Annotated in this window: 11 protein-coding genes; 3 read left to right on the top strand and 8 right to left on the bottom strand. The window is 47.0% G+C overall.

Annotated elements, in window-relative coordinates; genetic code table 11:
* Positions 1-4: 4 nt before the first annotated feature.
* The 4 genes from pstB to asnA form a co-directional block, all read right to left on the bottom strand.
* Entirely contained in the window at positions 5-823 is an 819-nt protein-coding gene (gene pstB, locus CWI82_RS10800) for a phosphate ABC transporter ATP-binding protein PstB (RefSeq protein WP_092858366.1), read from the bottom strand.
* An 11-nt stretch (positions 824-834) separates the two neighbouring features.
* Positions 835-2490 (bottom strand): phosphate ABC transporter permease PstA, encoded by a 1656-nt coding sequence (pstA, locus tag CWI82_RS10795; protein WP_130203542.1) that lies wholly within the window; start codon positions 2488-2490, stop codon positions 835-837.
* A 14-nt stretch (positions 2491-2504) separates the two neighbouring features.
* Positions 2505-4748 carry an ABC transporter permease subunit gene (locus CWI82_RS10790; RefSeq protein WP_130203541.1) on the bottom strand — a complete coding sequence of 748 codons (2244 nt, stop codon included), beginning with the start codon at positions 4746-4748 and terminating at the stop codon, positions 2505-2507.
* Between the two features lie 111 nt (positions 4749-4859).
* Positions 4860-5849 (bottom strand): aspartate--ammonia ligase, encoded by a 990-nt coding sequence (gene asnA, locus CWI82_RS10785; protein WP_130203540.1) that lies wholly within the window; start codon positions 5847-5849, stop codon positions 4860-4862.
* 295 nt (positions 5850-6144) lie between these two features.
* Between asnA and asnC the strand changes: the two genes are divergently transcribed.
* A complete protein-coding gene (asnC, locus tag CWI82_RS10775; RefSeq protein ID WP_130203538.1) occupies positions 6145-6591 on the top strand; it encodes a transcriptional regulator AsnC in 447 nt (148 codons plus the stop codon).
* Positions 6592-6631: 40 nt separating this feature from the next.
* Here asnC and CWI82_RS10770 read toward each other — a convergent pair whose 3' ends face one another.
* From CWI82_RS10770 to CWI82_RS10755, 4 genes are all read right to left on the bottom strand, one after another.
* Complete coding sequence (locus CWI82_RS10770) at positions 6632-7603, bottom strand: PstS family phosphate ABC transporter substrate-binding protein (protein WP_130203537.1); 972 nt, start codon at positions 7601-7603, stop codon at positions 6632-6634.
* Between the two features lie 122 nt (positions 7604-7725).
* The gene (phoR, locus tag CWI82_RS10765) at positions 7726-9027 is read right to left on the bottom strand and encodes a phosphate regulon sensor histidine kinase PhoR (protein ID WP_130203536.1); all 1302 of its coding nucleotides are present in this window, start codon (positions 9025-9027) and stop codon (positions 7726-7728) included.
* Positions 9028-9045: 18 nt separating this feature from the next.
* Positions 9046-9732, bottom strand: a complete 687-nt coding sequence (gene phoB, locus CWI82_RS10760) for a phosphate regulon transcriptional regulator PhoB (RefSeq protein WP_130203535.1) — start codon at positions 9730-9732, stop codon at positions 9046-9048.
* 85 nt (positions 9733-9817) lie between these two features.
* The gene (locus CWI82_RS10755) at positions 9818-10954 is read right to left on the bottom strand and encodes an endonuclease/exonuclease/phosphatase family protein (RefSeq protein WP_233340258.1); all 1137 of its coding nucleotides are present in this window, start codon (positions 10952-10954) and stop codon (positions 9818-9820) included.
* Positions 10955-11450: 496 nt separating this feature from the next.
* Between CWI82_RS10755 and CWI82_RS10750 the strand changes: the two genes are divergently transcribed.
* Positions 11451-14615 (top strand): TonB-dependent receptor, encoded by a 3165-nt coding sequence (locus CWI82_RS10750; RefSeq protein ID WP_130203533.1) that lies wholly within the window; start codon positions 11451-11453, stop codon positions 14613-14615.
* 84 nt (positions 14616-14699) lie between these two features.
* Entirely contained in the window at positions 14700-15149 is a 450-nt protein-coding gene (gene tadA, locus CWI82_RS10745; protein WP_130203532.1) for a tRNA adenosine(34) deaminase TadA, read from the top strand.
* Positions 15150-15182: the final 33 nt, after the last annotated feature.

Here is a 15182-nt window from a genome sequence, read left to right as displayed (position 1 = left end):
CCTATTAACCGTAACGTCCGGTAATGTAATCTTCGGTTTGTTTTTGGGCTGGGGTCGTGAACAGCGTGTTGGTGTCTGCATATTCAATCAATTTACCCATATACATAAATGCCGTTTGATCAGACACACGTGCGGCTTGTTGCATGTTGTGCGTGACGATAACCACGGTATATTTTTCTTTCAGTTCAGTAATCAGCTCTTCAATCGTCAAGGTTGAGATTGGGTCCAATGCTGATGTTGGTTCATCTAACAGCAACACTTCTGGCTCAATGGCAATCGCACGCGCAATTACCAAGCGCTGCTGCTGACCACCGGATAATCCGAAAGCCGATTCGTTTAAACGGTCTTTCACTTCATCCCACAGCGCGGCGCCTTTCAATGAACGCTCAACCACTTCATCCAAGGTGCGGCGATCGTTCACACCTTGCAGACGCATGCCGTATACCACGTTCTCATAAATCGATTTCGGGAATGGGTTTGGACGCTGAAACACCATACCAACGCGGCGACGCAACTCAGCTACATCCACGTTTTTGTCGTAGATGTTCTTGTCATGCAACAGGATTTCGCCTTTGACACGGCAAATTTCTACGAGGTCGTTCATGCGGTTGATACAACGCAACAAGGTTGATTTACCGCAGCCCGATGGACCGATAAATGCGGTGACACGATTCTTCGGAATGTTCATCGAGATATCGTACAGCGCTTGCGCTTCCCCATAATGTAAGTTGAGGTTGCGAATTTCTAACGCGGTTTGCTCTGGCGTTAAGTTTGCTAAATCTAATGATTCGACATTGCTAGTGTTCGGAGTAACCGAAATCATAATGTTTAACCTTAATGTTCAAGAGAGCGATATTTTTCACGTAAATGGTTACGCACGCCAATAGCGGTCAGGTTTAACCCGACAATCACCGTAACCAGCAAGAATGAGGTGGCGTATACCAATGGACGCGCGGCCTCAACGTTCGGGCTTTGGAAACCGACATCATAAATGTGGAAGCCCAAGTGCATGAATTTGCGATCTAAATGGAAGTACGGGAAGTTACCGTCTACCGGCAACATCGGTGCAGATTTCACCACACCCACCAGCATCAATGGTGCAACCTCACCGGCGGCGCGCGCTACGGCCAAGATCAATCCAGTCATAATAGCCGGCGATGCCATCGGCAAAATAATGCGCCATAAGGTTTCAGCTTTCGTGGCACCGAGTGCCAAGCTACCTTCGCGCAATGTACTTGGTATGCGCGACAAGCCCTCTTCGGTAGATACAATGACCACCGGCAATGTCAGAATTGCCAACGTAATCGCTGACCACATCACCCCAGGCGTACCAAAGGTTGGGCTTGGCAATGCTTCTGGGTAAAAGATTTGGTCGAGTGTGCCACCCACCATGTATACGAAGAAACCTAAACCAAACACACCATAAACAATCGACGGTACGCCGGCGAGGTTAATCACCGCGATACGAATCAGCCTCGTGATAGCATTTTTACCGGCGTACTCGTGCAAGTAAACCGCAGCGATAACACCAAATGGCGTCACGATAACCGACATGAGCAGTACCATGAAGACAGTACCGAAAATCGCTGGGAATACACCGCCTTCCGTGTTTGCTTCACGCGGATCTTCCGACACAAACTTGCCGATTTGCACAAAGAAGTGACCGACTTTGCTCAGTACGCCCATATCATTCGGGAACGTTGCGTCAAGCACGCGATACATTGGAATCGTCACATCCACGCCGCGCATGTCACGCATCACCACGCTGTCACGACTGGCCGCTTCACGATATGCAAACAGCTCTTTTTCGAGCACTTTATACTGTTCGTTCAACGCCTGTTCTTCGGCTGCCAAACGTTGTTGCTCAGCTTCCGTCAACTGACCTTCAAGGTCCAGTGCTCGCGCTTCTAGCCGTAATTGGTTGAGCTCATAGTTAATCGCACCGATTGGCCCTTGCTGCAGGTCGCTGGCCTTTTCGTTGAACTCAACTGCGCGCTCGATACGTTCAAACAATACTTCGCGTAGATTTTCAGAGTTCGCCACTGACTCGCCATTTTCGAGCACATCCACCACGTAACCATAAAAGTTGCCGTCTTTTGAGCGTTCTAAAACGGCTAAGTCTTGTGGTGTTTCGTCGCGAATAATCTGCGGTTGCATCACCCACATAAAATCGAGTGGCACAAACTCGCGGTTACCCACTTTAAACAACTTACGCTCAAGCATCTCGCCCTCAAAGCCTTCAAGGGTAACGCCCGATTCTTGTAGTCGTGAAATCGGCACTTCTTCGCGGTCATAAACTTCGCCAATGATCACACGAGTTGAGCCATCGTTCGCCTGCACTTCAACTTCATGAATGGCTGCCGGCCAAAAGAATGACAAGCCCCGCCACGCTATCAGTGCCAATAAGCCAAGCACAGCGATTAAGCTGACACTTACCGCGCCCGCAGTAAGCCAAATATAAGGTTTTCCTGATTTAAACCATTTATTCATGGACATCCTCACGCTTACATCGAGCTATATTTTTCGCGTAGACGCTGACGCACAAGCTCAGCGACGGTATTAAACGCGAAAGTAAAAATGAACAATACAAAGGCCGCTAAGAACAAGATGCGATAATGCGAGCTACCGACCTCTGATTCTGGCATTTCAACGGCGATATTGGCCGACAATGTGCGCATGCCTTCGAAAATATTCCAATCCATAATCGGTGTGTTACCGGTTGCCATCAGTACGATCATGGTCTCACCTACCGCACGGCCTAAGCCCATCATGACTGCCGAGAAAATACCCGGACTCGCAGTCAATAGAACAACTTTGGTCAGTGTTTGCCAGGTGGTCGCACCCAATGCTAATGAACCGTTCGATAAGTGCTTCGGTACGCTGAACACCGCATCTTCGGCAATCGAGAAAATGGTCGGAATAACGGCAAACCCCATCGCAATACCAACGACTAATGAATTACGTTGGTCGAAAGTAATACCCAGTTCATTCGTTATATATTGACGCACGTTGCCGTCAAATAAGGCTTGTTCAACCCATGGTGACAACTCAAATGATAACCAACCAACAAAGGCAACAATTGGCAGTAAGATCAGTGCTGCGCGGCCATCGGTAAAACGGTTACGCCAAGTTTTTGGCAAGACTGTACTGATGGCAGCAAAGGCAATTATCGCCAGCGGTATCAGGATGATCGTCGCGACGATACCGGGTAAATATTGTTCAATAAGCGGAGCCAACCACAAGCCAGCCAAGAAGCCCAAAATAACCGTTGGCAAAGCTTCCATAATTTCAACAGTTGGCTTCACCACTTTGCGCACGCTTGGCGACATAAAGTAAGCTGTGTAAACCGCTGCGGCTAAACCTATCGGTACCGCAAATAGCATCGCGTAAGCAGCAGCTTTGATGGTACCGAATGAAATTGGCACAAGGCTAAACTTCGGTTCAAAATCATCTGAACCCGACGTTGACTGCCAAACGTATTGTGGCTCTGGGTAGCCTTCGTACCAAACTTCTTGCCAAATGCCACTCCAGGTTACCTCTGGATGTTCATTCTCAAGATTAAAGCTATGTAACTCATCGCCGCTTTGCATCAATAACGTATTGGCGCGCGGGTCAATCACTACGCGGTCGGCTTTGATGCCATCGATATTTTCGCGATATAAATTAGCCTCAGACGTGGTATGAAAAATGCCAACTTCGCCGTTGGCCGATACGGTATAAAAAGTACGACGGTAATACTCAGCGATGATGTCGGTAACTGCTGAAGTGCCAGCCTGAAACTCACGAATGTATTCATATTGGCGGCCATTGGCGCCAGCAACTTCGAACCATTGCGTGACACGCCCGTTGGCATGGCCAAAGAGCACGGAGCTGGCCCCTGCCAAAAGCTGCATGCTGGTGATATCGCCGTAGCGGCGACGGTCAATGGTTAATATTTGACGCTCGCTGACGTTACCTGTGCGGGAAATACCAAACACATAGAAACGGTTGCCTTGACGCACAAACACTTGCGACAAGTCAGGCGTGACTTTGACGTTATCAACCGCTCCAGTTATCGGCAGTTCAGCAAACTTTGATTGCAGTTCAACGGTTCCAGTGAGAAAGCTGCGGCTAGCTTGTAGGAAATTGACGATGACTTTGTCATCAGCTGTTACCGCTGCAAACAGTTGTGATTCGCCATCATATTCATAGGCTAACTGTTTCAAGGTGCGTTGTTGCGGATCAACTTGAACCAAATCACCATCGTTGGCGAAACCAACCACTGGCGTGGTTAAGCGGCGACCATTAGTGAATTGCGACCGAAACTTTGGCTCAATAACGCGCGCTTGACCGTTGGCCACTGCATAAGCGTAACGCTTGTTTTGCGGCTGAGTAGCTGCAAATGCGGTCGGCTCGTCGGCAACTTGTTCGGTCAGTAAAACTTGGCCAGGTTGCCAATCGGTGCCCGGCTTTTGCTTGAGTGCAAAGAAGCTCAGTTCACCGTTATCGGCAAAGCGATAGCCAATTTCAGACTGCTCTTCCATACCCATGGCAACGGTCTGACCTTGCCCTGGCACGGCAAACGATTGCTGGTGTTCAACTTCAACACCACGGAAAATAGGTTCAACCACATATAACAAGTAAAAGAATATCAGTAGCAGTGCCATTAACACTAAACCGCCGCCAAGAGTTACCCCCCAGCGAGCAGCTTTGTCTTTGATTAATCGCACATTACTGGCTCCCAACTCTGCACGTTGTGATGCCGCCATTGCTGCCTCTTCAAGTCTAAAAATGATCTAACATGAATTTGATGCAGCAGAGTATAGACCCTTTCTATGACAGTATTGTTACAGTGCTGTCATATTCCTGACATTTTTCTGTCATGCAGCACGAATTTTTTCGCCTGTTGAATACTGCCAATTTAGCTGTGGAGCTTGTGTTGCGGCGATATGAGGAAGTTGTAACACCCACATGGCAACACGCGACTGACCGATACCGCCACCAATACATTCTGGAAGAAGTCCGCTTAATAAATCTTGGTGCCATGGTTGCTGCAATATCGCCTCGCATTTGCGCTGTTCGGTTTGGCGTTTGAGTGCTTCAGCGTTGACCCGAATGCCCATTGATGACAACTCCAATGCGTCATCAATGGGCGCATGCCAAACCAACAAATCACCATTCAAACCGGGTAACGGTTGTGAATGTGTTGAATAGGAAACACAGGTACTCCAGTCATCGTAATCTGGCGAACGCGCGTCATGTAATGAACCATCAGCCAGTTCACCACCGATACCAATAATAAATACGGCTTTATGTAACTTGGTGAATTCGCGTTCACGTTCTTTCGGGGTCAGCAATGGATACATCTTGCGGAGTTGTTCGGCATGAATGAATACCACCTGCGATGCGAGTTGATCAGTATGTTCTGGTGCCACCTCTCGCATTAATTGGCTTAAGGATTGATAGATATCACTGACCGTTCTCTGCAATGTTGTTAGTGAGCGCTCACTCGATGTGATCACTTGCTCCCAATCCCATTGTTCAACCAGAACGGAATGCCGCTCAGTTAACTGCTCTTCGTGGGCGCGAATCGCCTTCATTTGTGCGATCACGCCCTCACCCGCTTGGCATCCGTAATGCGCCAACACGCTGCGCTTCCATTTCGCGAGTGAGTGCACAATCACATAATCTCGTTGTTCAGCTTTCACATGCACTGACACGCCGTGCTCTGCGCCACTTAAATTATCTTGTACGCCAGCATCGCTCGGCACCATCAGCGGTGCCTGCACTTCAGTCAGGTTCAAAGTGGTACATAACAATTCAGTCATCCGTTGTTTGATCTCGGCAATTCTCTGTTGCTGCTTCAACATGTCAAATCCTCGTCGCCCGGCGTTTCACGCCGGGTAGCGCAAAGCGCTGTTAATGGTGGTTACCCGATAATGGTCGTTATTCGTTATTCGTTATTCGTTATTCGTTATTCGTTATTCGTTATTCGTTATTCGTTATTCGTTATTCGTTATTCGTTATTAAACAAATTAAACCCTGATCAATACTTACTTCAATACCATCTAACCAATAAACTGTTGCACGATTATTTATTTGCATTCATAGTTAAAAATATTAGATATTATTTAAAACAATATAAGCATTCAGACGAGAAATTAGATGATCGACAATTTAGACAAAGCGATAATTAGCACGCTGCAAGACAACGCGCGGATTTCTTATGCAGAAATTGCCAAGCAACATAGCGTTAGCCCCGCCACAATTCATGTGCGGGTAGAGAAATTACGCCAAGCGGGAATTATTACAGGTACCCACGTGCACGTTGATGCACGCAAACTTGGTTACGATGTGTGCTGTTTTATCGGTATTAATTTAGCGCGCGCCGGCGATTACCCGAGCGCATTAGCGCAGTTGAATGCCTTGCCCGAAGTCGTAGAAGCCCACTACACCACCGGCCAATATAGTATTTTTATTAAAGTGATGGTGCGCTCAATTGATGATCTTCAAAACTTACTGATCAACAAAATTCAACCCATTGAGGAAATTCAGGCCACCGAAACGTTAATTTCGTTACAGCAACCAATTATGCGGCAGATACAGGTATAAAAAAAGCCCGCAATATGCGGGCTTTCGTCTTTCTTAAGTCTTAGTTCAAGCCAAGCTTTTCAAGCTCTTGCTCAACCACAACGCGTGGAAGTGGAATGTAACCGTCTTTATCGACAATTTCTTGACCAGTTTTAGATAAAGCCATTTTCAAGAATTCTGCAGTCGCTGGGTCAAGCGGTTTGTTTGGATGCTTGTTTACATAAACGTATAAGAAGCGTGACAGTGGGTATTTACCCGCTAACGCGTTTTCAGTGGTTGCGTCAACGTACTCGGCGCCTTCTTCAACTGCTAGAGGTACAGTTTTCACACCAGAAGTCATGTAACCAATGCCTGAGTAACCAATGGCGTTCAGTGAAGTTGATACCGACTGTACCACTGACGCTGAACCTGGCTGTTCGTTCACGTTATTGCGGAAATCACCGTCACACAACGCGACTTCTTTAAAGTAACCGTAAGTGCCTGATACTGAGTTGCGACCATATAATTGCAGGTCACGGTTTTCCCAGCTACCCGTTAAACCTAAATCGCCCCAACGGCGCACTTCTTCATTTGCACCACACAAACGCGTGCTTGAGAAGATTGCGTCCACTTCAGCAATGGTTAAACCTTCAATTGGGTTATCTTTGTGTGCGAATACGGCTAATGCGTCAATCGCTACGCGAACTTGCGTTGGCTTGTAACCGTGACGCTTTTCAAAAGCTTCGATTTCTTTCGCTTTCATCGCGCGGCTCATTGGGCCAAAGTTTGACGTACCTTCAGTTAACGCAGGTGGCGCAGTTGAAGAACCAGCCGCTTGGATTTGCATGTTAACGTTCGGGTATAAACGCTTAAACTCTTCTGACCAGAAGGTCATCATGTTTGCTAGGGTGTCTGAACCTACTGACGAAAGGTTGCCTGAAAGACCACTTACTTTTTCATATTCTGGTAGGTTGTCCGTTGCTTTTTGTGCGCTTGCAGAAAAACTAATTAAACCTGCAACTGCAGCGGTAATTAATGCCGATTTGAATTTCATAGTTGACTCCAATCGTGATGTTTTGTCGGTTTCTACCGACGGTTTTAATCAGTAACTGGAGTCAAGTTTAGTGAGTCAATGTGACAGTATTGTGACATTTATGACAAAAGTGTCATTTTTTATCACGAACGCTTAATGACCAACTCTTCAGAAATACGGAAAGAGAACTTGGATCCGCGCCCCACAACAGAATCAATAATAAGCCGGCTGTGATGATGTTCAAGCGCTTGTTGGACTATCGCTAAGCCCAATCCAGAGCCGCCTTTTTTACTATTGCGGTCTTTGTCCACACGATAGAAACGTTCAGTTAAACGGCCGACATGTTCGGCAGGAATACCCGGGCCATTGTCTTGCACCGCGAACTCGGCGTCTTGCCCGACCATTTTCCAGGTTACTTTGATTTCACCATGCGGTTGGGTGTAATGAATCGCGTTGGTGACTAAATTTGAAAATACGCTACGCAATTCATCTTCAATACCGTGCAATTGGATATCTGCAATATCAAACACCAACGTATGTTGCTTGTCTTGATTTAAGCGTTCGGCATCATTTTTTATAACCTCTAACATGGCCGGTACGTTGACAGTACGTTCAAACATATCGGTACGATGCACATCCATACGCGATAACGATAGGAGCTGATCAACCAAGTTGCGCATACGTTCGCTTTGCGCCTGCATGTCGGTAACCGCCTTAGTTAGCATCGCTGGTGGCAGCGAAGCCGGCTCATCCAGCATTTCGAGGTAACCTTGCAATACGGTTAATGGCGTTTTCAGTTCATGTGAGACGTTGGCCACGAAGTCTTTGCGCATTTGCTCGAGTTGTTTGAGCTGCGTCACATCACGTGCCATCAATAAATATTGGTCATCGCTATAAGGCATGATACGAACTTCAAGTTCTACATCTTCGCGCACCGGAGATGGCAGATGAATGTCGTCGCTAAAATCGCCCTTCTGCAAATAGGCAATGAATTCTGGGTGACGAATCAAGTTGGAAAGACGAATACCTGTGTCGGCCGGCCACTTCAGGCCAAAATAGAATTGGCCTAATTTGTTACACCAAATGAGGCCGCCGTCTTTGCGAAACACAATCGCAGCATCTGGAATTGCTTCCGATGCTTCACGAAAGCGTCGCAATAATCGCGCTAATGCACGGCGACGTTGTTGGCTTCGACGTTGGGTGCGATAAATACCATCGTAGATATAACTCCAGCTACCCGGTGCACTTGGTGGCAACATTGTGCGGCGATGCCACAGCCAATCAACTAATTTGTATTGGTAATAATAGTGCCAAACAACCAACGCAATAAGTGCTAGAGCTAACGTTGCCCAGAAGTAACCGAGCAACCAACCGAAAAAGCCTACTGGGACAATAAACCACAGTAGGCCTTTCAAAATAAAGAGGACGGAATAACGACGATCCATGCTTAAGGTCGGCTCCGTTTAGCTTTTTGAAAAACGGTAACCGACACCGCGTACGGTTTGTACCAAGCGATCATGTCCATGCGCTTCCAACGCTTTGCGAAGGCGACGAATGTGAACATCGACAGTGCGGTCCTCAACATATACGTTGGTTCCCCAAACATGATCTAGTAACTGCTCTCGACTATACACCCGATCAGGGTGCGTCATAAAGAAGTGGAGTAATTTAAATTCGGTTGGTCCCATATCAAGCCGATCGTTATATGCTGTCACTCGATGCGATACCGGATCTAAACGCAAACCTTCAATCTCAAGCGGTTCATCAAGCGCCGTTGGGGCAACCCGACGAAACACCGCACGCATGCGCGCCATGAGTTCTTTCGGTGAAAACGGCTTAGTCATGTAATCATCGGCGCCCACTTCTAGGCCACGCACTTTATCTTCTTCTTCACCACGGGCGGTGAGCATGATAATTGGGATAGCGCGGGTAAAATCATCGCCTTTTAGCTTCTTCGCTAACTGAATACCAGAGCCACCTGGAATCATCCAGTCGAGTAAAATCATATCTGGAAAAGGCTCAACAACCTTTTCTAGAGCGGCTTGATAATCACCCGCTTCAATTGCTTGATAGCCGTGCTGTTCCATGACAAAGCTGAGCATTTCGCGAATCGGCGCTTCATCTTCAACAATCAGTATCTTTCTGGACATCTGCGTCACCTAAATTTGTTTTTGGCACGGCTGATTATCACGATACTTTATGACACTTTTATGAAACTCACCAAATTTGTGTCATTTATTTTAATTGAATGTCTATCCACACCAGTCGATGATCAGAAGAAGCACCTCGCGTTTGCACCAGTTCTGCTTTCGGATCACCAGCGGCAGGCCAGAACACACCTGATTGAATTAATTCGATACCATATACCGATGGCAACACGTAATCGGCGCGTTTGCGCCAACCAGCGGTATGCGTTGCGGCTTGCTGATTATCAGGGGTATGTTGCGCGCCGCCCACACTCGTTGGCGTCTGTTCAGCATTGACTAACGGATGCTCTAATAATTGTGCAATCGCGCCAGGTACATTGTCCTCGCTCTCAACAGATGCATTTAAATCGCCGGCAATCACAAACGCCTGTTGTTCGCCTAGCCCACCTTTCGTGCCATTGTCATCATAAATATAGTCACTAAGATGTGGCTGAATGTAGTCAGCCCAGAAACGAATCTCATCGAAGTTCCGACGGCCGTTACGATCTTCTTTACCATCAAACACCGGTGGCGTTGGGTGACTAACCAAAAGATGCAATTGGTGCCCTTTGACTTCAATCGGTACATCCCAGTGCGACTTTGAGCTTAGTCGAAATTGTTGCCAAGCTTCTGCACTATAAAATGGTTCTGACGTATTCGGTTGCAACGGTGCTAGCGCACCCGGCATGTCTTTCCACTTGAATAGTTGGAACGTGCGCACTGCGTCGGTTTGAATTGGATATTTAGATAGCAGCACCATACCGTATTGGCCCGGATACCAACCAAAGCCCCAGGCATCATTGCCGGTGCCACTGGCCACGCCATCACCGCTTAAATCAAATGGGCTTGGCACACCGGTGTTCACCGGCGCTAAATATACATATGGGTAATCAATTGGCGATTCCCCGTTCTGACTTTGTTGCAGGTAGTCGCGGCGAAAAACATCAACACCTTGACTCGCATCAACATAATCGAACTCATTCAACACTAAAACATCTGGGCGCGTGTGCTGAATAATTTCAGCAATGGCTTTGATTTGTGGGTGTTGCTGCGCTAAAGCATCAGTAAGCGCGGTGGCGCCTTGGGTTTGCACTTGGTCATTCGATAAATAATTACTGGCATCCATGCTCACGTTAAACGTGGCAACGCGCAGTGAAGCGGGCTCTGAAATTTTTTCTGGGGGCATATCGCATCCTGCTAAATAAAGCGCAGAGAAAGATAAAATAAGGGCTGTACGGAATTTCATCGGAACGAACTATCCTTTTGCGGGCATGCTACGACAGACAAAAAGCATAAAGGTTCAATTTATACGATGCAATTGTAAAAAATATTGCGTAAAATAGTGTCATATTTTTGACACAGTACGATGCTATAAATCCACATCGGTGGATTCAGGTCATTATATTGCAGTTTTTACCTGATCTCGTCATTGTCTAGGTTATAGGACGAAAAAATGAGTCACGGGTGGCGAAATTCAACTTATCGCATGCAACGATATTGGAGCAATTCCTGTCGTTGGTGTGTATGTTTTTCGTTGTTCATCATTTCTTCTGTTACCTCATTTATTCATTCTGTAGTCGTAAACAACTCAAACTCTAATTCGGCAAAGAACGCTTCGTTCGAGCCAACCAATCCAGAAGTTTTTTCTTACTGTAAAACCACAACCCAAGGGAAACATCAACATGTTTAACTGCAAACAAACACGTATCGCAGCAGCTGTTGCTATCGCAATGGGCCTTTCGGCCACTGCATATGCGCAAGACACAGCCTCTGCATTGCGTGGTGTTATTACTTCAAATACCGGCAGCACGCTGGCTAACGCTGAAGTAGTAATTACCGATACGCGTACTGGCGCATCGCGTACTTTAACAACCAACGAGACAGGTACTTTCTCTGCTCGTGGTTTGGCTGTTGGCGGTCCATACGTTATCACGGTAACTGACCCAACAACTGGCGCGACCAAAGAACAAGAAGTTTACTTAACCTTGGGTGAAACGGCGAACGTTAACCTGATGGTTGAAAGCAATGTTGAGCGTATTGCTGTAACTGGCACCTCAATGTTGAACAACAACTATGGCGGCACCGGCCCAGCAAGCAACTTCAGCTTGCGTGACCTTGAAGAAGCGCCAGCTATCAACCGTGACATCAAAGATATCGTGCGTATCGACCCACGTATCTATATCGATGAAACCTACGGTGATGGTATTCAGTGTGGTGGTGCAAACCCACGTTTCAACAGCTTGACTGTTGACGGCGTTCGTATGAACGACAACTTCGGCTTGAACTCAAATGGTTACCCAACTGAGCGTATGCCGTTTGCTTATGATGCCATCGAGCAGGTTGCTGTTGAATTAGCACCATTTGATGTGAAATACGGTGGTTTTACCGCATGTAACATCAACGCTGTAACCAAGTCTGGTCAGAACGAATTCCACGGAAGCGTTTTCTTCGATTACACCAACCAAGATATGCGTGGTGACAAAATTGAAGATACCAAACTTGAGCAAGGCGACTTCAACGAAAAACGCTACGGCTTCAGTGTTGGTGGTCCAATCTTAGAAGACCAATTATTCTTCTTCGCTGCGTATGAAAAATACGAAGGTGCGGTGAAGTTTGATAACGGCGCTGGCGATGACCCAACTGCAGGTAACCCAATCTATGGTGTGTCGCAAGCACAGGTAGACGAAATTGCACAAATCGCTCGTGAAGTTTACGGCTATGAAGTTGGCGACCCAATCGCTTCTGCACCAGTAGAAGACGAGAAATTGTTGCTTAAATTAGACTGGCAGATCAACGATGCGCACCGTGCAGCGTTCACTTACAACTGGAACGACGGCGGTAACATCCGTCAGTCAGATTCTTGGGCATATGAATTCTCAAACCACTACTATGACCGTGGTACTGAGTTAACTTCATACGTTGGTGAATTCTACTCAAACTGGACAGATAACTTCTCAACTGAAGTTCGTGCTGGCTACCAGAAAGTTGATAACCGCCAAGTTACTTTGGGTCCAAAAGATTTCGGTGAAGTTCAAATCGAAACTCGTTTTGACCACGACAACGACGGTATCGAAGATAGCGCAACTGTATTCTTAGGTGCTGATGACTCGCGTCAAGCGAACAAGCTTTACTACGATACGCGCTACATCAAGTTAGCTGGTAACTACTTCATGGGTGACCACGTTATTACCGCTGGTTTCGAACGTGAAGAGTTAGACGTATACAACCTATTCGTGCAGCACGCACGTGGTGGTGAATACCGCATCTATATTCCACGTGATAGCAACGATCCAAATGCAGCTATCGACTTGTTCCGTCAAGGTATCGTTGACCGTATCTACTACGGTAGCGCTGCTGGCACCAACAACCCTGAAGAAGCAGCAGGTGCGTTCCAGTACGAAATCAATACCCTTTACGTACAAGACGAATACTACATGTACGAGCAAGACTTGACGTTGACTTACGGTCTTCGTTACGACTGGTACACCAGCGATGACTTGCCACGTGAAAACCAAAACTTCATCGATTTGTATGGTTACAGCAACTCAACCAACTTCGATGGCGAAGGTTTATTACAACCACGTGTCGGTTTCAACTGGAAACCAACGCTTGAGTTAGAAGTACGTGGTGGTTTCGGTCTTTACTCAGGTGGTAACCCGAACGTTTGGATTGCAAACAACTATCAAAACGATGGTATTACGCAAATCCAATTGCAAGAGCGTGGCGTTGATTTGAACGCTGTTGATTTGTCAGGTAGCGGCCGTCCATTCTACGACGTACCACAATCAATGTACGATGCAGTTGCTAACGCTAGCGGCAACAGCCCAGTGAACTCGTTTGACCCGAACTTCGAAATTCCAAGCGAGTGGAAATACGCATTAGGTGCAACTTACACCTTTGAAAACCAAATGGTCTTGATGGGTGACATTCTTTACACCAAGCGTAAAGACTCTGCAGCAATCATCGACTTAGCATTCGAGCAAGTTGGCGTGGCATCTGACGGTCGTCCTGTGTACACCAACCCGAATGGTCGTGAAGGTGATTATCAGTTAACCAATGCTGACGATGCTGGTAGCCAGTTGAACTTGTCACTTGCGTTGAGCCACTCTTATGACTTCGGTCTTGACTGGTCGGTAGCTTATGCATACACCGATTCAGAAGAGTCTCAGTCAATGAGCTCATCAGTAGCTGGTTCTAACTTCTCGCAAACTGCGACTTCAGACATGAACTACTATGCGTCTGCTCCAGCGAACTACGAAATTCCACATCGTTTCACTTTACGTGTTAACTATGGTGTTGAGTTCTTCGATGGTTTAGAGACTCGTTTCAGCTTGTTCGGTCAAGCGAACAAAGGTCGTCCATATAGCTTCGGCTTAAACGGTCGTGACCTGTTCGGTGACACTGGTAACCGTCAATTGTTGTACGTACCAACTGGTGCTGACGACAGCAAAGTTATCTTTGGCCCAGACTTTGATACTGATGCGTTCTTCGCATATATCCAAGAAAGCGGCTTAGATAAATATGCTGGCGGTATTGCTCCACGTAACAGCTTCTACAGCAGCTGGTGGAACAAATTTGACCTGAAAGTAACCCAAGAACTTCCAGGGTTTGCTGACGGTCACAAAGCGAACATGTTCTTCGTTATTGAAAACGTTGGTAACTTGTTGAACAGCGACTGGGGCGTGTTGTATCAAGCAGGCTTCCCACAAATCGAGCAAATCGTAGACGCATCTCTTGATGACGAATACAACTTGGTTTATGAGCAGTTTAACCAGCCAAGCCCACAATCACGTGAAACTGGTCCATCACTTTGGGAAATGCGCTTAGGCATTAACTACAAGTTCTAATTTGGATTATGTTTGAACAAAGCCCTCGCATCTGCGGGGGCTTTTTTTTATGATGCGCACATCGATCGACTGCAACAGTAGCTTATGAATCACGAACATTATATGCAACGAGCGCTCGAGCTCGCCCAAATTGCGGCCGAGCAATATGACGAAGTACCCGTGGGTGCGGTGCTAGTATTGAATGATGAAATTATTGGCGAAGGTTTCAATCAGGTTATTACGCTCAATGACCCTTCAGCGCATGCTGAAGCTCAGGCCATTCGCGCTGCCGGGCAGCGTTTAGGTAACTATCGCCTCGTCGATACAACGCTTTATGTCACGCTTGAGCCTTGCGCAATGTGTGCAGGCATGATGACCCATGCACGGGTGAAAACCTTAGTCTACGGCGCCAATGACCCGCGCACTGGTGCCACTGGAACAGCCATTGAGGTGATAAATCATCCGAGTATGAATCACAAAATTGAAGTGATCGGTGGTGTACTTGCCGACGAATGCGGTGATATCTTGCGGCAGTTTTTTCGTCAACGCCGGTAGTTAGTTAGTTAGTTAGTTATTTAGAAAAAAGCC

This window comes from Pseudidiomarina tainanensis, assembly GCF_004214835.1.
In the GTDB taxonomy this organism is placed as follows: domain Bacteria; phylum Pseudomonadota; class Gammaproteobacteria; order Enterobacterales; family Alteromonadaceae; genus Pseudidiomarina; species Pseudidiomarina tainanensis.
This window is presented reverse-complemented; position numbering and strand designations above follow the sequence as displayed.

Bases quoted from the DNA above. Each gene is read 5' to 3' on its own strand.
- pstB (WP_092858366.1), bottom strand. From the start codon at position 823: ATGATTTCGGTTACTCCGAACACTAGCAATGTCGAATCATTAGATTTA.
- pstA (WP_130203542.1), bottom strand. From the start codon at position 2,490: ATGAATAAATGGTTTAAATCAGGAAAACCTTATATTTGGCTTACTGCG.
- CWI82_RS10790 (WP_130203541.1), bottom strand. From the start codon at position 4,748: ATGGCGGCATCACAACGTGCAGAGTTGGGAGCCAGTAATGTGCGATTA.
- asnA (WP_130203540.1), bottom strand. From the start codon at position 5,849: ATGTTGAAGCAGCAACAGAGAATTGCCGAGATCAAACAACGGATGACT.
- asnC (WP_130203538.1), top strand. From the start codon at position 6,145: ATGATCGACAATTTAGACAAAGCGATAATTAGCACGCTGCAAGACAAC.
- CWI82_RS10770 (WP_130203537.1), bottom strand. From the start codon at position 7,603: ATGAAATTCAAATCGGCATTAATTACCGCTGCAGTTGCAGGTTTAATT.
- phoR (WP_130203536.1), bottom strand. From the start codon at position 9,027: ATGGATCGTCGTTATTCCGTCCTCTTTATTTTGAAAGGCCTACTGTGG.
- phoB (WP_130203535.1), bottom strand. From the start codon at position 9,732: ATGTCCAGAAAGATACTGATTGTTGAAGATGAAGCGCCGATTCGCGAA.
- CWI82_RS10755 (WP_233340258.1), bottom strand. From the start codon at position 10,954: ATGCCCCCAGAAAAAATTTCAGAGCCCGCTTCACTGCGCGTTGCCACG.
- CWI82_RS10750 (WP_130203533.1), top strand. From the start codon at position 11,451: ATGTTTAACTGCAAACAAACACGTATCGCAGCAGCTGTTGCTATCGCA.
- tadA (WP_130203532.1), top strand. From the start codon at position 14,700: ATGAATCACGAACATTATATGCAACGAGCGCTCGAGCTCGCCCAAATT.